A 24930-nucleotide genomic window follows, 5' to 3' on the forward strand; every position below is an offset into this window, starting at 1 on the left:
TTCACCTTGCTTTCCACTTCTTCTTAGTTATAGAATAGAAAAGAAGCAGATCACTGTCAATGAAAAGAGGGTAAGAATATGATTACTTTTATTCAGGGGGATATCACTTCAGTGCCGGCCGAGATCATCGTCAATGCTGCGAACCGCTCATTGTTGGGCGGCGGAGGCGTCGACGGGGCAATCCACCGGAAAGCAGGTCCGCAGCTGTTGGCGGAATGCCGGACTCTGCACGGCTGTGAAACCGGTCAGGCGAAAGTGACAAAAGCTTATGATCTGTCATGCCGCTGGATTATCCATACTGTCGGTCCGGTGTGGAGCGGAGGCCGACATCAGGAAGCGGATTTGTTGGCAAGCTGTTACCGGCAGTCGCTGCGCCTGGCTCGCCAGCTGCAAAAGGAACATAGACTGTCCTCGCTGACGATTGTTTTTCCGTGCATCAGCACAGGCATCTATCATTTTCCTAAAGCGCTGGCCTGTTCAATCGCTGTGGACACGGTGCGGGATACGTTAAGTGAGCTGCAGGCTGAAAAGGAGATCGACGTCATTTTCTGCTGCTATGAAAGTGAAGACGCACTGCTGTATAAAAGACAACTGGATAATAAAGGCGATTAGACGGCAGACTCATAAAAAAAGAGATTTAAAAACGGGAAATCTAAAGATTTCAGAATCCACGGATTCGCAAAACGCGGTATACTGATGAAAAGAGGGAAGGGCGAGAAAATGAAAAAATTTATGGACGAAGATTTTCTGCTTCAAAATGATACAGCGAAACGATTATATCATCAGGCGGCGGAGACGATGCCGATCCTGGACTATCACAATCATCTGGAACCGCAGGTTATTTACGAAGACCGCTGTTATCCGGATATTGCGGAAGTCTGGCTGGGCCGCGACCATTATAAATGGCGGGCGATGCGGGCTGACGGCATCGGCGAGGATAAGATCACAGGTAAGGCCAGCGGCCGGGAAAAATTTGATGCCTGGTGCGCGGTGATGCCGGATTTGATCGGCAACCCGCTGTATCATTGGACGCATCTGGAATTAAAACGGTATTTCGGCATGGATACGATTATCTGTCCGGAGAATGCCGATCAGATTTGGGAACAGACCAACGCGATGCTGAACACGCCGGAATATTCGGTGCGGAACCTGCTTCGAAAAATGAAGGTTAAGACGCTGTGTACAACGGATGATCCGCTGGATGATCTGCACTGGCATAAATTGTTGAAGGCTGACTTTGAAATCCGGGTGCTGCCGGCCTTCCGTCCGGATCCTGTTTTAAATATCGAGAAAGAGGGTTATCTGGAGTATCTTGGAAAGTTAGCTGAGCTGACCGGCGAAGACTGCGGCAGCTGGGAAGGGCTGAAGGCTGCGTTGAAAAAACGTATGGATCATTTTGCCGAACAGGGTTGTAAATTGAGCGATCATGCGTTAAACGGAGATTTTTATGCCCCGGCGGATGAGGCTCAAATTCAAAAACTGCTGGACCAGAAGAAAGCCGATCAGTCCCTTACGATCTCACAGCTGCGTCAATACCGCGGCGCAGTGCTTGTTTTTTTAGCCAGTGAATATGTGAAGCGGGGATGGGCGATGCAGCTGCATATCGGCGCGCTGCGCAATAACAATTCACGAATGTTTGCCAAACTGGGGGCGGATACCGGATATGACAGCACAGATGATCCGATGATCGCAGGTCAGCTGAATTCGTTGCTGGACGCAATGGAGCAGAACGCGGGCGTACCGAAGCTGATTCTGTACAGTCTGAACTCCAAGGATTACGAGGTGCTGGCCACCGCTGCCGGGAATTTTCAGGATGGAAGTCTTCCTGGCAAGATTCAGCTCGGTTCGGCTTGGTGGTTCTGCGACCAGAAGCGCGGAATGGAAAAGCAGCTGGATACGCTGGCGGAGGTCGGCTTGTTATCCCGGTTTGTCGGGATGCTGACAGATTCGCGCAGCTTCCTGTCCTTTCCACGGCATGAATATTTCCGACGGATTCTTTGCAATAAACTAGGAACCTGGGTTGAAAATGGGGAAGCGCCGCAGGATTGGACGCAGCTGGAGAAAATGGTCAGAAATATTTGTTACGACAACGCCGTTCGGTATTTTGAATTCTAAATTTAGAATATAGGATAAAGAATAAGCGGTTTTAACTTTAAAGTCGGGAGCTGGGGTTTCCGGCTTTTTTCATCAGGAAAAGCGCGATCCTGTAAATCAACGTTGATTTTATTATTTCATAATAACTATATTGTAAAACTATATAGTATATGTTAAATTATAGATACACGATAAACAAGGAGGGACTCAGCGATGAAAGTCATTCACTTGCAACTATTTGAACAAGCCTCGGACCTGTTGTTTCGCTGTCAGTTGTATTTGGAAAAGGGTGAAAGCTTCTGGCTTTCCGATCAGCTGACCCTTCGCCGCATTGTGAGCCAGGATCAAGAAATTGCCTTCGAAGCGGGCCCCTCAGAACCGATGTTATTCCGCTCGGCTGCCCGCAAGATTACGCCGCGGATCGTTCAGGCAGGGGAAATCGAGATCGAATATCAAGGACAGCCGGCCGGGTGGGGGAATGTCAACCGCTCCGATTTATTGGCCCTTAACGCTTATTCTGTTTACTATCCGCAACCAAAAACCTTGTCCCTCGTTCAGTTTCCACTGACATATCAAGGCCGGCCGGGACAGGTCATGCTGGAAGGACAATGGGATGAAGCTCAGAATACCTGGCTTTCTTCAGGGCTGGCCGGAGATCCCGGCAATGTCGTGATCTATAAGCCGGAAAGCAAACTGACGCAGGAAAATCCCGCAGCGCAGTTTGTCTATTTTAATCCGGACGAAACAGAAATCATTTCCCGCATGGTCGAGGAAGTTGAACAAATTCTGATGGAATATCAGACAGCTTATGGCGTGCGGAAGCTGCCGCAGCGAAAAATGATATCTTTGGATATTCCTGACTATCGGAACGCCGGCGCTTTCCAGCGCGGGGAGTGGACGTTTTACACGCGGATTCTGCCGGAAGATTGTTCTCAAATCCAGAAACATGCCGATCGGATGATTGGCTTGATGGCGCATGAACTGGGCCATCTCTGGTTTACCGGCGCCGACGTTTCTTCCTGGGAGGACTGGCTGAATGAAACCGGGGCAGAATGGACTTGCCTGCGTTACTTGATGAAACACGGTCCAACCTGGCTGCTTAAGCAAAAATTGAACACGCTCGTTTCCACTTATGCACCGCTGCGGCCGATCCGCACGCCGGAAGGGAAGAACGATGCAAAAAGCATCCATCAAAAAGGAACGGCTTTGTTTTTAAAACTGGCGTTTGATCATGGAATGACGGTCGTCGATCAAATCCTTTCCTTGTTAGCGAACCTGACGGTTAAGTCCACAGCAGCTCTGCTGGAAGCAATTCGCCGGGAACTTTCCCCGGAACTGGCCGCGGAGATCGAAAAATTTCTGGATCAGGCTGATTTTGGATTAAGCAGGGAGGATCCAATCTTAAAAGAATGGATTGAAGCTGTGAGTCAGGCATCCGCGGAATAGAACGGAAATATCAAGTAAGAAAGAAAAGTTGATTTTAGGAAACTAAAAGAGGAGCGCGCACTCCTCTTTGTTGTCTATATCAGAATCTGAGGCAGAAGATAATTTAGTCCATGCTTTCTTCAAGAGCTTTAGAACGCCCTGATTGGAGAACGTTAGATCGATTTCCCCGCGACATAACCGTTTCGCACGGTTTCCAGGACGCTGCCGATCCCCTGAGCGTCGCCGATTTTGACGGATTTGCCCGCATTCAGTATCCATTCCGCCGTTAGGCAGCCATCCGTGCGCCGATGATCTCAATGTTTTTGCCTGTCGGTTTACCCAGCAGCGCTTTCTTGGCGTTTATGACCAGTGGTTTGTCAAAGTCCGAAATTCGCAGAACTGCTGGCGTCAGCTTCAGGAATACATCCAGTGCCATGATCCCGGCTTAAGCGCGGACCTGGGCGAATGTCGTTCATTGTCTGCTCAACAGCTACACGATGCGTTATGCCGATCGGCTGCAGCGCTTCACTTATGCCGCTAAACCGTTCCGTGCCATTCTTTATTTCTTATTAAAATTAGAGGATTACGATGCCAAAGACCCACTGTCGTCCGCCGTTTGATCTGTTTTTCAATTCCTTGGGAAATTCTGTCGGAATTTCCTTTTTTCTTGTGTTTTCCGGTTGAAATGTAAAATTGAATATGGTAATCTAAACATGCTTGTGTGAAAGCACAGCTAGAGGCGCGGAGATTAAGAGTACGCTGATGGAGGCCGAAAGCCTGAGAAGTCAGTCGGAAAGGATGATCCGCCGAAGTCGCTTTGTCATAAAAGCGGCTGGGGACCTATCGAACAGGTAGGTCACTGTCTTTGTAAAGATGCCATTTTACAAAGGAGCACTATCTTAAGGCATATAGGGATGAATGATGATTTCCATTGATCTTTACATGTTTTAGGATGTAAAGATTTTTTTGTTAAGGAGGAAATTGTATGCGCAAGAAAACTGCCACATCATTCAAAATGCCCCATACCTATGTCATTATCTTCGGCATGGTCCTGCTGACCGCGCTGTTGGCGAACATTGTGCCGGCCGGGGAATTCACCCGTGTTCTGGACGAAGCCAGCGGCAAGATGGTCGTCGTCGCCGATTCGTTCCATTACCTGCCGAAAACCGGCTGCAGTCTGTTTGAAATTTTCACTTCGATTCAGTTAGGCTTCATTGACGGTGCTCAGATTATTTTCTTCATCGTCTTTGCTTACGCCTTTGTTTATATGTTATTGAAAAACGGAACGTTCGATGCGGTCGTCGGCGCCGTTTTGCGAAAGATCGGCAATCGCGTACACCTGTTGATTCCGATCTGCATGATCGCCTTCGGGATCCTCGGCTCAACCATCGGTCTGTTTGAGGAAACCTACGGCCTGCTTCCGATCTTCATTTCAATTGCGATTGCGCTGGGCTTTGACGCCATCGTCGGCGGTTCGATCGTCTATATCGCGGTCGCGGTCGGCTTTGCGGCGGCGACGATCAATCCGTTTACGATCGGCATCGCTCAGGAAGTGTCTCAGGTTCCGCTGTTTTCCGGCCTGGGTTATCGGATCTTCTGCTTTGTTATTTTCATGGGCATCTCGATCATTTATGTCTGGCGTTATGCGGAGAAGGTCAGAAAGCATCCGGAAAAATCAATTCTGGCCGGTGAAAACCTGAATTTCCGTGAAGTCGGCACCAAGGAAGAACTGATGAAGCGTGATTTTACGCTGACGCAGAAAATTTCCGGGCTGTGCTTCATTTTCACCGTCGTCATGCTTTTGGTTGGCACAATCAAGCTGGGCTGGTATATCAATGAAATCGCGGCGCTGTTCATCATCATGATGCTTGTGATCGGTCTGGTGTCCCGGTTTACGCCGAGTCAGATCGCACAGTATTTCATCGAAGCGGCGAAGGATATGATGTTCGGTGCATTGATTGTCGGACTGAGCCGGGCGATACCGGTCATCATGGACAACGCGCACATCATCGATACGATCGTTTACTGGCTGTCGACCGGCTTGGCGCAGTTTCAAGGCATCGCGAGCGCGATGGGCATGTTGTTTGTGCAGAATATCATTAACTTCTTCATTCCGTCCGGCGGCGGACAGGCGGTCGTCACGATGCCGATTTTGGCGCCGGTTTCTGAGATGGTCGGCTTGAGCCGGCAGATCGCGGTTCTGGCTTTCCAGTTCGGCGACGGGTTCTCCAATATTTTCTGGCCGACTTCCGTCTTTATGATGTGTGGAATTATGGGCCTGCCGGTCAACAAGTGGTATAAGTTTGTGACGCCGTTGTTCGGTTTGTTGTTCATCGCGGAAATTGTGCTCTTAACGATCGCCGTGCTGATCGGATACTAGACGGGAGGAAATCACGATGGAAAAGAACTTGGAAACGCTGCGCGAGGCACTGTTTGCGCGGGAAGCAGAAATGGCTGAACAGTTTGAAAGGGTCCGCGATGAAATCTACGCCCATCCGGAACTGGGGTGTGATGAGGTCTGGTCGTCGCAATATTTGTGTGAAAAAATGCGCGGCTATGGCTTTGCGGTTACGCAGCCTTACGGCGGGCTGGCAACGGCGTTTCGCGCTGAGCTGAACTGCGGCGATGGTCCGAAAATTGCTTTCCTGGCGGAATATGACGCGCTGCCGGGCTATGGCCCGGAGCATAACCAGAACGCCCATGCCTGCGGTCATAACTGGATCGCAGCTTCAACGCTGGGTGCGGCCGCCTTGCTGGCGCAGTTCAGCAAGGAATTCAGCGGTACAATCGTTTTGATCGGCACGCCGGCGGAAGAAACGCTGGGCGGCAAATGCGACCTGGTTGACGCGGGCTGCTTTGACGATATTGACGCGGCGTTTCAGATGCATTTAGGCGCGGAAAACAACATTCATGTCGTTTCGCTGGCGATGGATTCCCTGCAGTTTGACTTCACCGGGAAAGCGGCGCACGCTGCGGCATATCCGCATTTAGGCATCAATGCTCTGGATGCTGTCCAGCTTACGTTTGCCGGGATCAACGCCCTGCGCCAGCACATGCAGAGCGACGCAAGGGTGCATGGAATTGTAACCAACGGCGGAGCGGCGGCCAACATTGTGCCGGAAAGTGCGTCCTGTCAGTTCTATATCCGGGCGAAATCCCGCGCTTATCTGGAAGAATTGACACAACGGATCATCAACTGTGCCAAGGGCGCGGCGCTGATGACGGGTGCGTCGTTAGCTTATCATAACTTTGAGAATTCGTATGACGATCTGGTTTACAGCGAGCCGCTGCGGAAGCTGTTGAAGGAAAATCTGGAAGCGCTGGGCGTGACTCGTTTTGTGCCGCAGTCCAACGAAGCCTCCGGCTCGACCGATATCGGTAATGTCTCGCATGTTTGTCCAACGGTGTATTGCGAAATTGAAACCGACGCTTGTCCGCCGGTGTATGCGCACAACGAAGATTTTCTGGACTATGTTCACGGTCATGCCGCCGATCACTCGCTGCACACAGCGATTAAAGCGATGGCCTTCAGTGCGCTGCAGGTCTTTCTGAACCCGGAACTGTTAAAAGGCTGACTGTAAAGCGTTCCCAATGCTCAGCAATCAGCGGGATTCAGAAGTTTTCAAAACAATCGACGAAATAAAGCCAAGAGTCGCGGTAAGCGGCTTTTTTGACACACATGATGAAACGGCTGAAAACTTTGGCATTCTGTCTGAAAAAGCAAGCGAAGCCTTACCCGAGTGCAGACGGGACTTGTGTTTGCCGTGAGAGATGTTTATAATCGGATTGAAGTCATCGGACTTGAAGGAGGAATTGAACAATGCAGAGAATCGTAACCATTCAGGATATTTCCTGCGTCGGCAAATGTTCGCTGACCGTGGCGCTGCCGATCATTTCGGCGATGGGCGTGGAAACGGCGATCATCCCGACGGCGGTGTTGTCGACCCATACGATGTTTCAGAACTATACATTTCATGACCTGACCGACGAAATCGCGCCGATCGCACGGCATTGGCAGCAGGAACAGATTGATTTTGCGGCGATCTATACGGGATATTTAGGATCGAAACGGCAAGTTCAGCTGATTTCCGATTTCTTTGATCAATTCAAATCTGAGGATAATTTTATCTTTGTGGATCCGGTCATGGCGGATAACGGCAAGCTTTATCCACTGTTTGACCTGGACTTTGCCGCCCAGATGGCCAAGCTGTGCGCCAAGGCGGATATCATCGTGCCGAATCTGACGGAAGCATGCTTTCTGACGGGGACGGAATACCGTGAGCACTATGACGAGCAGTACATCGAGACGCTGCTGGATAAGCTGGCCGCTTTGGGAACAAAACGTGCGGTCGTTCTGACCGGTGTGGCTTTGGAACCCGGCAAGACCGGCGTCGCCGGCCGGGATCTTGTGAGCGGGGAGAAAATCCGCTATGTGCACGACCGGATTCCTGTCAGCTATCATGGAACCGGGGATATTTTCTCAAGTACGACTGTCGGCGCTCTGGCATTGGGAAAAAGCTTGCAGGAAGCGCTGGAGATTGCGGCCGACTATACTGTCGCCTGTATCCGTGAAACGATGGAACACGACGCTGAAAAGAAATACGGCGTGAATTTTGAACGGGTGCTGCCGCAGCTGATCCGCCGTCTCGGGTTATAAAAATTTCAGAATCGCAGAAGATCGAACAGGCTCTGTCTTGCTTGTTCGTTCGGATGATAACGCAGAATCAGCCTGTGAAGAATCGGAAAAGGTGAGGAAACATGAAACGAAATAAAAAGAAGCGCAATCAAACGTTGCTCCACGCGAAGCTGAAAAGTGCCGCGACCCTCGTGTGGAGCAGAACGTAAAACGAGTCGCTGGCGAACTTTCTGCTTCGCTGCTTGAAATCAAAAAATCAAGGAGTGAGCTGAAAATGAAGAAAACCAATGCCGCAAAAGTGCTGCCTGTTTCTCTGCTGCGCCAGGTGCAGTGTTATGTTCAAGGAGAAACCTTATATATTCCAGCATTAAAGGAACAACGGAAAGCCTGGGGTGAACGCAGCGGTATCCGCCGTCAACTTCAGCAGCGGAATCAGCAAATTATCGCTGATCATCGCCAGGGAGCGACGGCTGAACAGCTGTCCCAAACCTATTTCTTATCTGTGACGACAATCCGAAACATTCTTTATCGGAAAGACTGTGCAGAGAAATAGGGATCTGCACTCTGGTGCTTAACGAAAAACGTTAAATTTTGAAATGAAAACAGGTAAACAAAAATTCGGTCTGATCTGAAGAATTCAAGTCCGGAGGTTTGCCTGTTTTTTTATTGGAAATTGGGAAAGCGTTACGAATGCCCAGCTGTTTCTAGATAAAAAAGTCGAAAAGGAATTCTGTTCAAGGTTTGCCATGCGACGTCCGGCATTTCCTCGCTCGATTTTACTGGGAACTTATTTTCGGTACTTGCCGCTCAATCAGTCCTGCGATAAACTCAAACCGACAGGCCGATGATCACCGCAGGAAGAGATCGTTGAGGCAGGGAGGGTAAACATGAATGAAATTACAATGGGTTTTGCTCAGGTCGATATTACACCCACGGCTTCCGTAGAACTGGCTGGTTTTTACCGGCCGGACGATCATTCCCGCGGCATCCTGGATGCGCTGGCTTTGCAAGTGCTGCTCTGGCGGCAGGGGGAGGAGTCGGGCTGTTTGATCGCCATCGACAGTCTGGGATGGACTGTGAAGCTGGCTGAGTGTTTGCGCGATGCGATCGCGGTTCTTTTGAAAACGCAGCGGGATCATATTATGCTTTGTTTCTCCCATACTCATTCCGCACCAAATGCGGCGAAGGAGCCGGCTTATTTCAAGCAGGTTTGTGCTCAGGCTGAAGCGGCGGTAAGACAGGTGTCGATGTGTCTGCGCCCGGTTAAAGCGGTGTGGGGAAGCGCCGAGAATCCGATCGGTGAAAATCGACGTTCTGATCCGGATGGGATGGATCGCCGCCTGGGTTTGCTAAAGCTGACGGATCTTGAGGACCATCCGGTTTTAATTCTGCTGCGCGTCAGCACGCATGCCAATATTTTATTCAGCGATAATTATTTGATTTCCGCAGATTATTTCGGACGAACCCGGCAGCGATTAAGCCGGCAGGCGGGATGTCCGGTCATGATGATTCAAGGTGCGAGCGGCGATATCCGCCCGCGTTACTGCCAGCAAAATACACGTTGGCTGGAAGTTCACAGCTACGAAGCGGCGCTGCATCCCCTGCCGTCCAGCGAACAGGAAGGCTATCGGGTGGAAAGTCTGCAGGCCTTAGAGAAAACCGCGGAGCTGTTAACTGAAGCGGCCTGGGCGGGTTTAAGAGGTTTAGCGCCTCGATCTATTACCTCGGTGCAGATGGCGTCGGTTTTCTGCAGTGTACAGGCGAGCGTCCCTGACTGGAATCAGGCGGAAACGATTGTGAAAGAGGCTTGGGCGGAAGCGGGGATTGATGGACGTGCGTGGCTGGAGGAGGTTCGCCGGTTGCACCAGGAAGGCGTTCAGGCTCAGCATGCGGTCATTGAGCTGCAGCTGCTGAAGATCAACGACGGAGGCCTTTGCGGTGTTGCGAATGAAATCATGTCCAATATCGCTTTGCAGGTACAGGCACGCACCTCACCGCTTTTGTTTTTCAATGGCTATACCAATGGCTGCAGCAGTTATCTGCCCGACGCGAAGGAATATGATGCAGGCGGTTATGAAGTGCTGTGGTCTAATCTTATCTATTTTCCGTATCATGGGCGAGTAATGCCGCTGGACCGCGATACGGCGGTTAAACTTGCGGATGCTGCCGCCGCGCTCTGGCGCACAAAGCCTGAGGAAGAAAAAACGCCAAAAAGCTTGAAAACAAGCGGATAGATTGGTAAAATTACATTGACTGGAAATAGCTGTTGTGCTATTATTATCACGTTGTATGCCCCTCTGATGGCTGCAACCGCTCATAACAGGGTTTTAAGACGGGAAATCGTCCCCTGCACTGGCGAGTCTCTTTCAGAAATACATGAGAATATGAACGGAGGTGCAAGTCATGTACGCAGTAATTGAAACAGGCGGAAAGCAGCTGCGCGTTGAAGTCGGCCAGTCGATCTATGTAGAAAAGCTGGACGTTCAGCCGGGTGAAGAAGTAGTCTTCAACACCGTTGTGCTCTATGCCAACAGAACAACAAAAATCGGTACGCCGTATGTCAAGGGTGCTAAGGTCACCTGCAAAGTTGAGAAGCAGGGCAAGGAAAAGAAGGTCACGATCTTCAAGTACAAAGCCAAGGACGGTTCTTCTCACCGCAAACAGGGCCACAGACAGCCGTATACAAAGCTGACCGTTGAAGCCATCGAAGCTTAAGGCTCATGATTCGGATCAAGCTGACTGAACGTCAGGGAAAGGCGGAAACCTTACTGGCGGAGGGTCATGCGGGCTACGCTGAAATGGGACAAGATCTTGTCTGTGCCGGCGTCAGCTGCATTACGATCGGAACCAATAATGCTTTGGACGAATTAGCGCCCGGAACGTTTCAAACTGAAACCCGGGAGGGATATCTGAAAATCCGGATTCTGAATCTGGACGATCCGACAGCCCAGCTGGTTCTCCGAACAGCCTGGATTCAGCTGCAAACCATTGCAGAGAGTTATCCAGAATTTATAAAACTCAAAAAACAGGAGGTGTAAGCCATGAAGTTAGTATTGAACATTCAGTTGTTCGCTTCCAAAAAGGGTGTCGGTTCTACAAAGAACGGCCGTGATTCTCATTCCAAAAGACTGGGAGCCAAGAAGGCGGACGGACAGTTTGCGACAGCCGGTTCAATCTTATACCGTCAGCGCGGCACAAAGATTCATCCGGGTGTGAATGTCGGACGCGGCGGCGATGATACCTTATTCGCAAAAGTCGACGGAACTGTAAAATTCGAGCGCGTAGGCAAGGACAAGAAGAGAGTTTCTGTCTATCCAGCAGCGTAAGTTAACAAAATCCCCGGTTGGGGATTTTTGTTTGAAGAAGTACGATCGAGGTTATTCTAAGAGGAAAGGAGGCGTTTTCCATGTTTATTGATCGTGTTAAAATGAAACTCAAGGCCGGCAACGGCGGCAACGGATTGGTTGCGTTCCGGCGTGAAAAATATGTACCCCTGGGAGGACCGGCAGGAGGGGATGGCGGCGACGGCGGCGATATTATTTTTGAAGCTGACAGCAACAAGTCAACCCTACTGGATCTGCGCTATTCCAAGCAGCTGACCGCGGGCAACGGCGGTGTCGGCAAGCCGAAGAAAATGCACGGCGCGGATGGCGACGATGTTTTGGTCAAGGTCCCGCTGGGTACGCTGGTCAAGGATCTGGCGACCGGCGGCCTGATCGCCGATTTAACGAAACCCGGTCAGCGCGCAGTCATTGCCAAAGGCGGCAAGGGCGGCCGCGGCAACTGGCATTTTGCTTCCGCCCGCAACTCTGCGCCGGAATATTGCGAGCAGGGCGAAGACGGCGAAGCCAAGGAAATTCAGGTTGAACTAAAATTGTTGGCGGACGTCGGACTGGTCGGCTTTCCCTCGGTAGGCAAGTCAACGTTATTATCCGTTGTCTCCAAGGCTCGCCCGGAAATTGCGGATTACCCGTTTACGACGATCACGCCGAATCTGGGCATGGTTCAGGTCCCGGACGGCCGTTCGTTTGTCATGGCGGATTTACCGGGTCTGATCGAAGGCGCCAGCGAAGGCAAGGGACTGGGACATCAGTTTCTGCGTCACATCGAGCGCTGCCGGGTTATTGTGCACGTCGTGGACATGGGCGCCAACGACGGCCGCGATCCGATTGAAGATTACAGAATCATCAACAAGGAGCTGGAACAATACGAACTGCGCTTAATGGAACGGCCGCAGGTCGTGCTGGCGAACAAGATGGATCTGGAGGGCGCGGAAGAGAATCTGAAGCGTTTTAAGGAAACTTATCCGGACATTCCGGTATATCCGGTGATCACGCTGATCGCGGAAGGGCTGGACGAGGTTCTTTACAAAGTCGCGGATCTGTTGGAAACGACGCCGGAATTCCCGATGACAGGTGAAACTGAAGTTGAGGAAGGCGTATTGTATAAGTTTGTACCGAAGGCGCCGGATTTCACTGTTACCAATCTGGGCAATCACCAGTGGCGGCTGGAAGGCCCGAAGGTCGAGAAACTGTTCAAGATGACTGATTTTGAGGTTGAGTCGCAGGTGTATCGGTTTGGTCAGTCGCTGCGCAAGCTGGGCGTCGATGAGGCGCTGCGGCAGAAGGGCGCGGAGGACGGCGATCTCGTCTTCATCAACGATTTCCAATTTGAATTTGTCGAATAAGCAATCAGAGGCCGTTTGCGCCTCTTTTTCGTTGGCCATGGAGCAGGCCAGAAGTGAATACGGTTTCTGGCTTAAAAAAAGACTTAAACAAACAATCAGTTTTTGAGTGTGAAGGAGATTGAAATGATGATGACGACCATGCGGTTGGCTCAGCGGCAGGATTTACCGGATTTACTTCAGCTTTATACTTATTTAGGCGATAACCCTATCCCGGTATTGGATGCCAAACTCATGCGGCTGTGGCAAACGCTGCTGAACGATCCGCAGACAGCGATAATCGTGGCTGAGAGTCAAGGCCATGGAGTCTCAACCTGCACACTGACGATCATCCGCAATCTTACGCATGATCAGCGGCCCTACGGGATCATCGAAAACGTGGTGACGGATCCGCGGTATCGGTGTCAGGGCTTAGGCCGGAGGGTCTTGGAGGAAGCGGTGCGGATCGCCTGCGAGAATCATTGTTACAAAGTGCTGCTGACAACGGGCTCCAAGCGGGAAGGTGCGCTGCGTTTTTATCGTGAGGCGGGATTTAATGATCAGGATAAAACTGCCTTTGTGCGCTGGCTGTAAACGGATCCTGATTCTAAGCCGGACGCGAAGTTTTTTATTTCCTCGTTTTTTACTTCTTCATTGGTATTTTCTTTCAAGACGTCAAACGGAGGAGCGGAAACGCCGGGAAACAGACAAGTGTTGGTTAAGCCTGAGGCAAGCCTTCGTCAGTTTCCTGATTGGCTGTTTCGTTTACGCTTGTTTTATGGTAAAATAAACGGCAGGTGATAACATGATAGCAATGATTAAAGGAACGGTTTTTGCCGTGGGTTTGGATTGGATCATAATCGAAAACCAGGGTATCGGATATAAAGTGTTCTTTTCCCGTCCGGAAGCGGTCCGGCTGAATCAGGAAGTGCGGGTCTTTACCTACCAGCACGTGCGCGAAGATGAGTTCAGTCTGTTCGGCTTTTTGTCGATGGAGGAACAGGATCTGTTCGTCAAGCTGATTTCCGTCAAGGGTCTGGGCCCGAAGACGGCGATGAATATGCTGGCGGCGGCGACGTATCAGCAGATGGTGCAGATGATTGAGCAGGGCGATGTGGCGGCGTTAAAAAAGATGCCGGGCATCGGTGCGAAAACCGCATCGCAGATCATTTTGGATCTGAAAGGCAAGCTGGTTCGCGAAGAAACCGCTGAAGGCAAGTCCAGTCAGGCGATCGAAGACGCGCTGGAAGCGCTCAAAGCGTTGGGCTATAAGCAAAGTGAATTGAGCGGGTTATCGAAAGTAATGCGCGAGCATCCGGATAAGACGACGGACGAATATGTGAAATTAGGTCTGCAGCATCTGCTGCAGCGGAAAAGAGGGGGATAAGGGATGGACGAGGAACGGCTGCTTTCCGCGCTGCCGGAAGCGGGGGATGACGAATCATCGCTGCGGCCGCAGCGGCTGACGGATTATATCGGTCAGACCCAGCTGAAAGAAAACCTGAAGGTTTTTATCCAGGCAGCGCTGCAGCGCAATGAAACGCTCGATCATGTCCTGTTATACGGACCTCCGGGATTGGGCAAGACGACGCTGGCCTACATTCTGGCTAATGAAATGGGCGGCAAGGTGCGCACAGCCAGCGGCCCGAGCATTGAACGCAGCGGCGATCTGGCGGCGATCTTGTCGACGCTGGAGCCGGGCGACGTGTTGTTTATCGACGAAATCCACCGGCTGCCGAAGATGGTCGAGGAAGTGCTGTATCCGGCGATGGAGGATTTCTGCATTGATATCGTTGTCGGCAAGGATTCCGGTGTGCGTTCGATCCGCCTGGATCTGCCGCCGTTTACGCTGGTCGGCGCAACGACGCGGGCGGGCGATCTGACAGCGCCGCTGCGCGATCGCTTCGGCATCGTCAATAAGCTGGAATATTATGACGAGGATCAGCTTTCGCAGATCGTTTCGCGGACGTCGCGGGTGCTCAATGTGGCTGCAGCCCCGGAAGCGGTCAGGGAAATCGCCAAGCGCTCCCGCGGTACGCCGCGAATTGCGAATCGTCTGCTGCGCCGTGTGCGGGATTTTGCGCAGGTGCTCAACGATGGCGTGATCAGCCTGGACGTCGCGCAGACAGCGCTGGATCGGCTGCGGGTCGATTCGCTCGGCCTGGACGACGTCGATATCCGCTATTTGCGGGGGATTATCGAACGTTTCCGCGGCGGTCCGGTCGGTTTGGAAGCGCTGGCTTCCAGTATCTCTGAGGAACCGATGACGCTGGAAGATGTGTATGAGCCGTATCTGATTCAAATCGGCTTTATCAACCGGACGCCGCGCGGCCGGGTCGCGACGCCGAAGGCTTATGAGCATCTGAAGATTGCTTATCACGATCAGCTGTTTGATCTGTAAGCAGGAAATCAAAGGGGAAAGAAGATTCGTTGAACAAAAGGACGCAATGACCGCGTCCTTTTGTTGTTGATGGGATTCTGCTTCGGTTTGGATCCGATCTTCAATCTTATTCTGTTTTCATTGATTTCGAACGGGGATCTCTATCTTCACAAGGCAGAATCTGACTGCGTTTGCGGAAATTGAATTCTTTCGTCTTGTTGAGAATACAAAAAAGCAGACGAGGAGACCAATAAAAAAGGATCCCCGCTTCCGGCGTTTGCCGTCTGCAAAGATCCAAATGAATTTCAATGATTTTACAGTGCGCTGCACCCCGTTAAATCCGATCCGCCGGTCTGACCTGCAGGCGGGAAGCACAGTGCAGCCGATCTTCGCCCTGACAATAACGCAGCGCGCCTTCCTCGTTCAGCACCACCGGCATCCGGTCGTGGATGGCGGAGAGTTCCGGCAGCGCAGGACGGGTCATAATGACGAAGTGCGGACCATCCGCTTCCAGGCGGTAGAAACCGGCCATGCACAACATCGCCTGATCCGGAAGGGTGAACAATATCTTTTTCCGGCTGGGCTTCTCCCATTCATAATAACCGCTGGCGCAGATGACGCAGCGGCGCTGACGCAGGCTTTCGCCGAACATCCGCGAGCGCGGTGCGGTTTCCGAGCGGGCGTTGATCACCAGCCGTTTCTGCGTCGGATGGGTAAATCCCCAGCGCATGGCGGCCGGAACCAGTTCTTCTCCCTGCTCAGACAACAGGCAGACCGGCGTCCGCTGCGATGGAAAAACCTCACCCAGACTCAATTCCGATAGCGGCTCGTCGCCCAGCTGCCGCTCAAGCAAAGCCAGCAGCGAGCGGATCCGCGCGTTGTTCTGATCAAAGAATAAATAACGTCCGCACATCGCTTCACCCTCATTTCTCGATAAACCAGCGGTTTTCACAAAAGTACAGATACCGCCGCTGCCCGTGGGAAAACAGGCAGGTATAGCGCAGACCCGCGCCGCCGCTTTTTAAGGAAGCCGCAGGACAACGCTGAACAATTTTCTCTATCTTATATTTTAACCCGTTTTCCCAAAGAATAAACAAGGGAATGAAACTGCCGTCGTCTTCCCAGTTGCCATTCACCCGAACATACTGCTTTTCCATGAAATCCTCGCTCCTCTCTGTCTTTTATTTTACTTGATTATTATTCAATTTCAAGCGGTACATGAACAAATTTAAAGGATAAACCTGGAATACTTGAAAAAAGTTCCGATTAGTCGTTGAAAAAACGGAAAGATTCCGTTACAATGAAGCCAGGGTGGTGATTCCGATGTATTTTAAGGAAAACCTGAGATATCTCAGAAAGAAGTATCATATTACACAGAATGACCTGGCGGAGAAATTCGGCTATAAATCATTTACGACGATTCAGAAATGGGAAGACGGCACCTCAATGCCGAAAATGAGCATCCTGCAGCAGCTGGCGGACTTTTTTAACCTGACGATCGAACGGCTGATCAACCAGGATCTGACACGCGATGAAATGTCGGGCGTGCGGGTGCCGGTGCTGGGCAGCGTCAAGGCGGGCTATGATCATCTGGCAGAACAGATCGTGGAAGATTATGAATGGGTCAGCCCGGATGAAGCCCGGGGCGGCGAATATTTTTATCTCGATGTCGTCGGGGATTCGATGAAAAACGCCCGGATTGAGGAAGGCGACCGCGTGTATATCCATCGTCAGAATTCCGTGGATAACGGGCAGATCGCCGTCGTCCTGCTGGAAAACGACGAAGTAACGCTTAAACGTGTGTTCTATAAAGACGGCGATATGATCCTGCAGCCGGAGAACGACGCTTACGAACCGATCGTCGTACCGTTAAAAGACGTCATGGACCGCCGCGTGCAGATATTGGGCCGGCTGGTTCACAACAAGATCCGCTATTAACATCAAAAGTAGGTAAAATCTGAAAGAAAAAGGAAAGACCGTGAACGGGTTTGAATTGAAAACTGAACGGTCTTTTCGTTTGGGTTTTGTTGCAATGACAGCGGTTTCAAGGTAAACTTATACAAGAAATGAAGGTGGAATCATGGAAAAATATATTATGGCGATCGACCAGGGAACGACCAGCACCCGGGCGATTTTATTTGATCAGCAATGTCAGATCCGCGCGCAGGCGCAGAAGGAATTTACACAGTATTTCCCCAAGCCCGGCTGGGTTGAGCACGACGCGACGGAGATCTGGCTGAGCGTGCTGGCCGTGATGGCGGAAGTTGTGATGGCCAGCGGCATCGACCCCGTGCAGGTAACTGGGATCGGGATTACCAACCAGCGCGAAACGACAGTCGTCTGGGATAAAACGACCGGTCTGCCGATCTATCATGCGATCGTGTGGCAGTCGCGGCAAACGGATAAGATCTGCGACCAGCTGAAGAAAGAAGGACTGGAAGACTGGTTCCGTATGAAAACCGGACTGGTCATCGATCCGTATTTCTCAGCGACGAAAGTCAAGTGGATTCTTGATCATGTCCCGGGCGCGCGGAAGCGGGCGGAAAACGGCGAGCTGTTGATGGGGACGATCGATACGTGGCTGGTGTGGAAGCTCAGCGAAGGACGCTGCCACAGCACGGATTACTCCAACGCTTCGCGAACGATGATGTATAATATCTTCGATTTGAAATGGGATGCGGAGATCCTGGCAAAGCTGGATATCCCCGCAAGCATGCTTCCGCAGGTTCAGCCGTCCAGTCAAATTGTCGCGACAACGGCGCCGGTGCATTTTTTCAACCGCGAAGTCCCGATTGCCGGGGTCGCAGGCGATCAGCAGGCGGCCTTGTTCGGCCAGGGCTGCTTTGAGGAAGGCATGGCAAAAAACACCTACGGCACCGGATGCTTCCTGTTGATGAACACCGGTGAAAAGCCGGTCGTTTCCCGTCATGGCTTGGTGACGACGTTGGCCTGGGGTGTGGACGGCAAGGTGAATTACGCGCTGGAAGGCAGTATTTTCGTCGCCGGCAGCGCGATCCAATGGCTGCGTGACGGGTTGAAGATGATCCGCACCGCGCCGGAGAGCGAAGCGCTGGCGACCTCGGTATCCAGCAGTGAAGGCGTGATCGTCGTTCCGGCATTTGTCGGATTGGGCGCGCCGTATTGGGATGATAAAGCCCGCGGGGCGATCTTTGGTCTGACCCGCGGCACAACGCAGGCTCATCTGGCGCGGGCAACGCTGGAATCGCTGGCATTCCAGACCCGCGACGTATTGGAAGCGATGCAGAAGGATTCCGGCATCCGCTTAAAAACACTGAAGGTCGACGGCGGCGCCGTGCGCAATAATTATCTGATGCAGTTTCAGAGCGATCTGCTTCAGACACCGGTGGAACGGGGAAAAATCAATGAAACGACAGCGCTGGGCGCGGCTCTGTTAGCCGGTCTGGCCGTCGGTTTCTGGAAAGACCGGCAGGAGGCGCTGGCCGGGCTGCAGCTCGACCGCCGGTTTGAGCCGCAGATAGTACAGGGCCAGGCGGACGAGGATTACCGTCGCTGGCAGCAGGCCGTGGCATGCTGCTGCCAATATCATCCTGAAGCTTAAAGGGAATCCCAAAATAAACAAAGAACAGGAGAATTGGATCTATTCATGGTATTAGATAAAGAAGGCTTTAATCAATGGGCGGCGCAGTATGATCAAACCGTCGCTCAAACTCAGGCTGACAGCCAGTATCCGTTTGCCGGCTACGACGCCGTGCTGCAGGCGATTGAAACGATCGTTGCCGCAAAGCCGCAGCCGGAGGTGCTGGACGCGGGCTTTGGCACCGGCGTTTTGACCCGACGGCTGGCTGGGCGGGGCGCCCGGATCACTGGTTTTGATTTCGCTTTGGCGATGGTTGAAACCGTCCGGCGCCAACTGCCGCAGGCATTGTTGTTTGCGCATGATTTTAATGACGGCTGGCCGGCAGTGCTGGCGGAAAAACAGTTTGATTTTATCGTGTCCACGTATGCGCTGCATCATCTCAGCGTGGCCGGACAAATCGCCTGGATTCAGAAAATGCTCAGCCATCTCAAGCCCGGCGGCCGGGTGCTGATCGGCGATGTCGCGTTTGACAACGCCGCGGCGCTGTACGCATGCCGCGATCAGGCAGGAGAGCGATGGGACGCGGAAGAAATCTATCTGACCCGGGAGCAGTTGGAATCCGTCTTCGCACAACAGCTGCAGTGGCGGCGCTGTTCGTTCTGCGCGGCGCTGATGAGCTTTGGCGCTGACTGAAGCCGGCGGGTAAAATAAAAGAAAACAGGGGGGATAAGCAATGAAAGCATTAATCTTTGATATGGACGGCGTCATCATCGACAGTGAAAAAGTGTATGAGCAGGCAGATCAGCAATGGTTCACGGAGAACGGCATCAAGACGGACCGGATCGCGCTGCGCCAGTGCCTGGGCTGCACGGACGATGTGAACTGGGGCATGATCGCCCGCTGGAATCCGGAATTGGATATCGCCGAGGTGTTTCAAAAATACCGCGCGTTCTGCAGGGACGTGCGCGTCAATTATGAAAAAATTTACCGCCCCTACGTCCAGACGCTGATCGATCAATGCCGCCGCTGCGGAATTTTGACCGCGCTGGCTTCAAGCTCGCCGATGGACAATATCCAGACAGTTTTATGCGATTGTCAACTGGAGGGACAGTTTGATTTAGTCGTCAGCGGCTGCGATCTGCCCGTCAGCAAGCCGGATCCGGCGATCTTTCTGCAATGTGCAAAGCAGCTGGGCTGTGCGCCGGCGGAATGTGTCGTGATCGAGGATTCATTGAACGGCGTAACGGCGGGGAAACGGGCAGGCATGACGGTGATCGGGCTGGATGATCCATACTTTGGTCAGGATTTGTCGAAGGCGGACGTGCGGGTCGATCAGCTGGAACAGATCGTCATCACGGATAAAGGATTTTTGATCGGCGGGCAAGCCTTATGAAAATCTTTTTTGTCAGGCACGGTCATCCGGATTATACCGAACTGAAAGCGCTGGGTTATCCGGGCTTTGGCAACGACCTGGCGCCGCTGGACGCGCTGGGACGTTCGCAGGCGGAACAGACGGCGCGGGATCCGCGGCTGAAGCAAGGCCAGCTGATCGTCGCTTCGCCGTTTACGCGGGCATTGCAGACGGCGGCGGTCCTCTCGCGCCGGCTGGATCTGGAACTGCGCGTAGAAGTGGGGCTGCACGAGTGGCTGCCGGATCTCACGTATTCGTATACTGACGTGGAAACGGTTGAGCGGGCCCGGGCGGAATTTGACGCGATGAACGGCGTCGCCGGTCCGGAAAGAAAACAGCGCTGGGAGACGTGGGAACAGATGCGCACGCGCGCGGAACGGGCGTTAGCGCGGTATGCCGGCTATGACTGCCTGATCGTCGTTTGTCACGGGTTGTTGATGCAAGCCTTCGGCGCAGAAAAAACAATCTCCAACGGCGGGATCTTTGAGGCGGAGTGGTCGCCGGCATGCCGGGACTGAACAGGGGGGGAGACAATGGAACGAATTTGTATTATCGGCTGTCCCGGCAGCGGCAAGAGTACGCTGGCCGCGCGCCTGGCGGCGCAAACAGGCATTCCGGCAGTGCATCTGGATCAGCTGTTCTGGAAGGAAAACTGGGTTCAGCGCACAGCTGCGGAATTTGATGAGCTGTTGGCGGAAGCGCTCAAGCAAAGCCGCTGGATCATGGACGGGAACTTTGCCCGTACGCTGCCGTTAAGGTTAGGCTTCGCGGATACCCTGGTCGTCTACGATCTGCCCAAATGGCGCAGTTTGCTGGGTTATTTTAAACGGCTGCGGCGCTACCGCGGCCAATCCCGGCCTGATATGACGCCAGGCTGCGCGGAGAAGCTGGATTGGGAGTTTGTGGGGTACATCTTAAAATTCAAAAGCGAGGATCTGAGCGCGCTGCAGCGTGAATTCCCTGATCTGACCATCATCCGATTGCGCTCGCACCGTCAGGCAGAGGACTGGCTGGGACAGGTTGAGCGTGTTTCTTAATCGTGAATAGGGAGAGCGAAGCGCGTTTAGAATATCCGGATAACAATTACAAAAGAAAAGAATAAAGATGAAAAAGAAAGTGAAAATGCGGGCCGTCAGAAACGGCGGCACGCTTTGACGAGGTGATCAAAATGCTTCAATTAAAACGTTTCACGGCGGCGGACGGCGAACAAGCGTATACCTTCCTGCAAGCCTTCGCTCCGGACGAAAACGGCTTTATGAATCCTTACCGCGGCTGTCCGAAAGATCAGTTTTTAACGCAGGAGCTGCCGCAGATTCTGGCGCACGCCGAAGGAAAAATGCTGAAGGAAAATTACGTACCGGAAACCTGGTTCTTTCTGTGGGATGACGATCAGATGGTCGGTTTGTTCCGGATCCGGCATTACCTCACCGAGGCCTTGGCGCAGGGTGCGGGTCATGTCGGCTATGGCATTCATCCTGCTTATCGGGGGAAAGGCTATGCGACGCGCGGCTTGGCGCTGGCGGTCAAGGAAGCCGCGAAGCTGATCCGGGAGGAGGAGGTCTATCTGTCCTGCCATAAAGACAATCCGGCTTCGCTGCGGGTTCAGCTTAAAAATCAGGCGCGGATCGATCATGAGGATGACGTGGAATTTTATACCCGGATCCCGCTGCCGGAGTGCAAGGACTGACGAAAAAACAAGCTTGGCAAAATAAAAAAGAAGTCTGGCAGAATCCGGAATCATTCCGGCTGTCAGACTTTTTCAATAGATTGTGATATCGCGATGAAACGGAAAGTTTCCGTTCTGTAAGAATAAGCAATTCGCTTTCCGAACGGTTAAAAGTTAACGCCAACCAGAGCTATGTTGGATGTCAGGCCTCTTGGCAGATCGGATCGAGTCTGAATTCCCGCACGAGAAATGCCGCGAACCAGCTGACGAGCACTTCCTGCGGCATCATCGGGGCAAGCCAGTGCAGCTGCTGAAGCAGCGCGGTCTGCTGATGAAGCATCTGATCGCACAAACTGCGGCACAGCGTGATCCGGTCCGCTTTGCCGATCAGCGTCAATAACGATTGTTTCGTGGTCTGCTGCAGCAGGCTCTGATACAGCGAACGTTCGGTTTCCAAGGCTGGCGATCCAGCGTTGAAATAGCCGGCCAGCTCGATCAGGAAAGCCTGCGGATCGAGGAGCATCTGGGGATCTTTTTTCATGAATTCCGCGCCGTTTTCCATCATCCGCATCAACACCGTTTCCGCGGTGTCGCCCTTGATTTTCAGCACTCTGTCCAGCAGCACGTTCTGCGGCCACAGCGTGTCGATGAACGGATGATCGGAATCGTCCAGCTGACATTGGAATAAGGTCAGCTCGCGCAGCATCCGCTCCGCCAGAGCACGCAGCGAAGCGTTCAGCGGAGAAAAGACGAAACGCTCTCCGATCAGCTGACCGAGAAATTTCTTCGCGTCCAGCAGCCCCAGTTCGCGGTTGCGCTTTAAAAGCTCCGGATCAAACGACAGGAACGAGCCCAGCTCGCGGGAAGGGGAAATCACGGCGACCTGCGGCAGCTTTTCCAGCGTCGGATGGATCGGACTTTGATAATGCAGATTCACGGCGATTACCCGGTCTGCACCCATCCTCAGCGCCAGCGCGATCGGCAGGTTGTCCTGATATCCACCGTCGATATACTGCTGTCCGTCGAACTCGTAAACCGGAAAGGCCGGAAAACACGAAGCAGTCGCGATCAGATAATCCTTGATCCGGCCTTCGGGAATCTGCGCTTTCGTCAGCTCCACCGCCTGAAGCGAAGGATAACGCACGGTGACCAGTCCGAAATCAATCGGCGAGCGGCGCAGCTTCTCTTCGTCGACCAGCCGGGCGATCATTTCTTTTAACGGCGTGTTGTCCGCCCCTTTGGTGTTGATATATTTTTTTAGGAAGGGGGCGATTTTCTGTTTGTTTTCCATGATCGCGCTGAGCTCTAAATCAAAGCCATCCTGCATCACGTCTTCTATCCTGAGATTCGCCCACAGATCCAGCGCCGCCGCATAATCCTGCTGGACGATCAACGCGCCGTTTAACGCGCCGATCGAAGTTCCCGTTACGATGTCCGGGGCCAGGCCGGCCGCGCTTAACGCCTGCCACACTCCGATTTCATAGGCGCCCCGCGAACCGCCGCCGCACAATACCCATGCCGTTTTCATGATCTGTTCCTCCCGTTCGATTGTTTTCTATCTTTATGTATTATATAATAACGGCGCAGGTTTCGATACGCTGAAAACGTTTTTGGCGGAAACGAAAACGGAAAATGAAAAGAAAGAGGTGAAGGACGATGAAGCTGATTCATCATGCGATTTATTTTGTCAGCTGCATGGCGATTTATATCGGCCTGTTCTGGGCGGAATGCCAGATCGTGCCGCCGGTGCTGGAACTGTGTCTGCCCTCAGGCTGGATTGGAGTCGAATGGGTCGTCCTGGGCCTGCTCCTCCTGTTTCCCAATCCGCAGCTGACCTGGATTTTCGGCAACCGGGTTTCCCGCCGGCTGACGCCCGCTTCCTGATTTGACATCAAGTTTCACTTTCTCTGCGCATACGCTGTATGGGAGGTGAGACTTTTTTATGTTCCATCGAAAAAACAGGCTGCTTTTGATCGAAGTGCTGACGCTGGTGGCCGCCGGGTTGATCATGATCGCCTCCAGCTCGGTGTACTGGGCGGAGTTCAAGTATCACAACCCCTGGTATTTTGTCCAGCGTCAGGCGCTGTTTGCCGGGCTGGGCTTAGTCGCAATGAATTTGACCAGCCGGCTGAATATTCAAAAGCTGCGGGAAAAACAGAAGCCGATTCTGATCGGCTGTTATATCGCGCTGGCGCTGGTGCTGATTCCGGGACTGGGCGTCCAGCGCAACGGCTCGCGCAGCTGGTTCGGCGTAGGCAGCTTTTTGATCCAGCCCTCGGAGTTTTTCAAGCTGGCGCTAATTCTCTCGGTGTCGGATTATCTGGCTTCCAAAGACCGGATTAAAAGTCTGCGCCGGGATTTGTTAGTGCCGCTGTTTTTAACCATGCTGGGTTTCGGACTGATTCTTCTGCAGCCGGATTTCGGCAGCGGATTGGTCATGGTCTGCAGCATCGTTGTGATCGTGCTGGCGGCGGACGCGCCGTTTAAGTATTTTATCCGTCTGGGACTGCTGGGCGCGGCAGGCTTGACCGGTTTGATTCTGGCCGCCCCGTACCGGATGGCGCGGATCGTTTCCTTCCTTGATCCGTGGCAGGATCCGTTAGGCAGCGGCTTCCAGATCATCCAGTCGCTGTTTGCGATCGCCCCGGGCGGCTTGCTGGGAGCCGGACTGAACCGGTCGATGCAGAAGCACTTTTATCTGCCGGAACCGCAGACCGATTTCATCTTCGCGATCACGGCGGAGGAACTGGGCTGGATCGGCGCTTCGCTGATCATTATTATTTATCTGCTGATCATCCTGGAGGGTGTCCGGATCGCCAAGAACGCTCACGATCCGTTTCTGTGCTATGTCGCGGTCGGCATCGTCAGTTTGTTCGCAATTCAGGTCATGATCAATCTCGGCGTCGTCGTCGGTTTGTTTCCGGTCACCGGGATCACGCTGCCCTTGATGTCCTACGGCGGCAGCTCGTTAGTGATGATTATGGCCTCGCTGGGCATCTTAATGAGTATCGCCAAGGCCTAAAGGCAAGATGCGGGTGGGCGCGGCGGACGATGTATGCTATAATAAGGCAGGCAAAAAAGCAAATGAAAAAGGAG

Annotated in this window: 28 protein-coding genes, 1 riboswitch and 1 other annotated feature; of the genes, 24 read left to right on the top strand and 4 right to left on the bottom strand. The window is 52.7% G+C overall.

Translation table 11 applies throughout. From position 1 onward, the window contains the following. Positions 1-78: 78 nt before the first annotated feature. The 3 genes from DWY25_RS14420 (at position 79) to DWY25_RS14430 (ending at position 3540) form a co-directional block, all read left to right on the top strand. A complete protein-coding gene (locus tag DWY25_RS14420; RefSeq protein ID WP_117895827.1) occupies positions 79-612 on the top strand; it encodes an O-acetyl-ADP-ribose deacetylase in 534 nt (177 codons plus the stop codon). A gap of 108 nt (positions 613-720) precedes the next feature. Next, complete coding sequence (gene uxaC / locus DWY25_RS14425) at positions 721-2115, top strand: glucuronate isomerase (RefSeq protein WP_117895828.1); 1395 nt, start codon at positions 721-723, stop codon at positions 2113-2115. Between the two features lie 192 nt (positions 2116-2307). Continuing rightward, positions 2308-3540, top strand: a complete 1233-nt coding sequence (locus DWY25_RS14430; protein WP_117895829.1) for a M1 family aminopeptidase — start codon at positions 2308-2310, stop codon at positions 3538-3540. A gap of 265 nt (positions 3541-3805) precedes the next feature. Here DWY25_RS14430 and DWY25_RS17770 read toward each other — a convergent pair whose 3' ends face one another. Next, entirely contained in the window at positions 3806-3955 is a 150-nt protein-coding gene (locus tag DWY25_RS17770; RefSeq protein WP_181981846.1) for a hypothetical protein, read from the bottom strand. A 290-nt stretch (positions 3956-4245) separates the two neighbouring features. Beyond that, a riboswitch (Lysine riboswitch) is annotated at positions 4246-4424 on the top strand. Between the two features lie 80 nt (positions 4425-4504). On the opposite strand from DWY25_RS17770, the gene DWY25_RS14435 reads away from it, so the two are divergent. The 12 genes from DWY25_RS14435 to ruvB all read left to right on the top strand — a co-directional run bounded on the left by DWY25_RS14435 (position 4505) and on the right by ruvB (position 15219). Next, complete coding sequence (locus tag DWY25_RS14435) at positions 4505-5899, top strand: YfcC family protein (RefSeq protein WP_117895830.1); 1395 nt, start codon at positions 4505-4507, stop codon at positions 5897-5899. Positions 5900-5915: 16 nt separating this feature from the next. Further along, positions 5916-7094, top strand: a complete 1179-nt coding sequence (locus DWY25_RS14440; RefSeq protein WP_117895831.1) for a M20 family metallopeptidase — start codon at positions 5916-5918, stop codon at positions 7092-7094. Positions 7095-7339: 245 nt separating this feature from the next. Next, positions 7340-8176, top strand: coding sequence for a pyridoxamine kinase (locus DWY25_RS14445; protein WP_117895832.1), 837 nt, complete (start codon positions 7340-7342; stop codon positions 8174-8176). A 253-nt stretch (positions 8177-8429) separates the two neighbouring features. Then, complete coding sequence (locus DWY25_RS14450) at positions 8430-8708, top strand: CD3324 family protein (RefSeq protein ID WP_117895833.1); 279 nt, start codon at positions 8430-8432, stop codon at positions 8706-8708. A 334-nt stretch (positions 8709-9042) separates the two neighbouring features. Then, a complete protein-coding gene (locus DWY25_RS14455) occupies positions 9043-10389 on the top strand; it encodes a hypothetical protein (protein ID WP_220412963.1) in 1347 nt (448 codons plus the stop codon). 64 nt (positions 10390-10453) lie between these two features. Continuing rightward, positions 10454-10528 (top strand) — a sequence feature (ribosomal protein L21 leader region). 30 nt (positions 10529-10558) lie between these two features. Then, on the top strand, positions 10559-10870 hold the full coding sequence (rplU, locus tag DWY25_RS14460; protein ID WP_006060525.1) for a 50S ribosomal protein L21: 312 nt from the start codon (positions 10559-10561) through the stop codon (positions 10868-10870). Between the two features lie 5 nt (positions 10871-10875). After that, positions 10876-11193: a ribosomal-processing cysteine protease Prp gene (locus DWY25_RS14465; RefSeq protein ID WP_117895834.1), complete on the top strand. Its 318-nt coding sequence runs from the start codon at positions 10876-10878 to the stop codon at positions 11191-11193. Between the two features lie 3 nt (positions 11194-11196). Beyond that, the gene (gene rpmA, locus DWY25_RS14470) at positions 11197-11481 is read left to right on the top strand and encodes a 50S ribosomal protein L27 (protein ID WP_006060527.1); all 285 of its coding nucleotides are present in this window, start codon (positions 11197-11199) and stop codon (positions 11479-11481) included. 80 nt (positions 11482-11561) lie between these two features. Further along, on the top strand, positions 11562-12842 hold the full coding sequence (gene obgE / locus DWY25_RS14475; protein ID WP_006060528.1) for a GTPase ObgE: 1281 nt from the start codon (positions 11562-11564) through the stop codon (positions 12840-12842). Between the two features lie 126 nt (positions 12843-12968). Continuing rightward, positions 12969-13412, top strand: coding sequence for a GNAT family N-acetyltransferase (locus tag DWY25_RS14480; RefSeq protein ID WP_244925990.1), 444 nt, complete (start codon positions 12969-12971; stop codon positions 13410-13412). A gap of 211 nt (positions 13413-13623) precedes the next feature. Continuing rightward, positions 13624-14205: a Holliday junction branch migration protein RuvA gene (gene ruvA / locus DWY25_RS14485; RefSeq protein WP_006060531.1), complete on the top strand. Its 582-nt coding sequence runs from the start codon at positions 13624-13626 to the stop codon at positions 14203-14205. A gap of 3 nt (positions 14206-14208) precedes the next feature. Continuing rightward, on the top strand, positions 14209-15219 hold the full coding sequence (gene ruvB, locus DWY25_RS14490) for a Holliday junction branch migration DNA helicase RuvB (protein ID WP_072683322.1): 1011 nt from the start codon (positions 14209-14211) through the stop codon (positions 15217-15219). A 313-nt stretch (positions 15220-15532) separates the two neighbouring features. Here the strand turns inward: ruvB and DWY25_RS14495 are convergent, their stop codons facing one another. Next, positions 15533-16111, bottom strand: a complete 579-nt coding sequence (locus tag DWY25_RS14495) for an SOS response-associated peptidase (protein ID WP_117895836.1) — start codon at positions 16109-16111, stop codon at positions 15533-15535. A 10-nt stretch (positions 16112-16121) separates the two neighbouring features. Beyond that, a complete protein-coding gene (locus DWY25_RS14500; protein WP_006060537.1) occupies positions 16122-16355 on the bottom strand; it encodes a hypothetical protein in 234 nt (77 codons plus the stop codon). A gap of 166 nt (positions 16356-16521) precedes the next feature. Here DWY25_RS14500 and DWY25_RS14505 point away from each other — a divergent pair, with 166 nt between their 5' ends. The 7 genes from DWY25_RS14505 (at position 16522) to DWY25_RS14535 (ending at position 21855) form a co-directional block, all read left to right on the top strand. Beyond that, complete coding sequence (locus DWY25_RS14505; RefSeq protein WP_006060538.1) at positions 16522-17136, top strand: LexA family protein; 615 nt, start codon at positions 16522-16524, stop codon at positions 17134-17136. Between the two features lie 142 nt (positions 17137-17278). Then, positions 17279-18778, top strand: a complete 1500-nt coding sequence (glpK, locus tag DWY25_RS14510) for a glycerol kinase GlpK (protein WP_117895837.1) — start codon at positions 17279-17281, stop codon at positions 18776-18778. 45 nt (positions 18779-18823) lie between these two features. Then, positions 18824-19450: a class I SAM-dependent methyltransferase gene (locus DWY25_RS14515; protein WP_117895838.1), complete on the top strand. Its 627-nt coding sequence runs from the start codon at positions 18824-18826 to the stop codon at positions 19448-19450. A 40-nt stretch (positions 19451-19490) separates the two neighbouring features. Further along, on the top strand, positions 19491-20150 hold the full coding sequence (locus DWY25_RS14520) for an HAD family hydrolase (RefSeq protein ID WP_117895839.1): 660 nt from the start codon (positions 19491-19493) through the stop codon (positions 20148-20150). Next, on the top strand, positions 20147-20686 hold the full coding sequence (locus DWY25_RS14525) for a histidine phosphatase family protein (RefSeq protein ID WP_117895840.1): 540 nt from the start codon (positions 20147-20149) through the stop codon (positions 20684-20686). Before DWY25_RS14520 ends, DWY25_RS14525 begins: the two co-directional genes overlap by 4 nt. Before the next feature lie 15 nt (positions 20687-20701). Beyond that, positions 20702-21205: an AAA family ATPase gene (locus tag DWY25_RS14530; RefSeq protein ID WP_117895841.1), complete on the top strand. Its 504-nt coding sequence runs from the start codon at positions 20702-20704 to the stop codon at positions 21203-21205. A gap of 131 nt (positions 21206-21336) precedes the next feature. After that, positions 21337-21855, top strand: coding sequence for a GNAT family N-acetyltransferase (locus DWY25_RS14535; RefSeq protein WP_117895842.1), 519 nt, complete (start codon positions 21337-21339; stop codon positions 21853-21855). A 181-nt stretch (positions 21856-22036) separates the two neighbouring features. Here the strand turns inward: DWY25_RS14535 and DWY25_RS14540 are convergent, their stop codons facing one another. Beyond that, positions 22037-23362 carry a patatin-like phospholipase family protein gene (locus DWY25_RS14540; protein WP_117895843.1) on the bottom strand — a complete coding sequence of 442 codons (1326 nt, stop codon included), beginning with the start codon at positions 23360-23362 and terminating at the stop codon, positions 22037-22039. Positions 23363-23490: 128 nt separating this feature from the next. Between DWY25_RS14540 and DWY25_RS14545 the strand changes: the two genes are divergently transcribed. Together DWY25_RS14545 and ftsW are read left to right on the top strand one after the other, a co-directional pair. Further along, on the top strand, positions 23491-23718 hold the full coding sequence (locus tag DWY25_RS14545) for a hypothetical protein (protein WP_117895844.1): 228 nt from the start codon (positions 23491-23493) through the stop codon (positions 23716-23718). Between the two features lie 58 nt (positions 23719-23776). Further along, positions 23777-24856 (top strand): putative lipid II flippase FtsW, encoded by a 1080-nt coding sequence (gene ftsW, locus DWY25_RS14550; RefSeq protein ID WP_006060554.1) that lies wholly within the window; start codon positions 23777-23779, stop codon positions 24854-24856. Positions 24857-24930 lie beyond the last annotated feature (74 nt).

Source organism: Holdemania filiformis (genome assembly GCF_003459085.1).
GTDB lineage: Bacteria > Bacillota_I > Bacilli_A > Erysipelotrichales > Erysipelotrichaceae > Holdemania > Holdemania filiformis.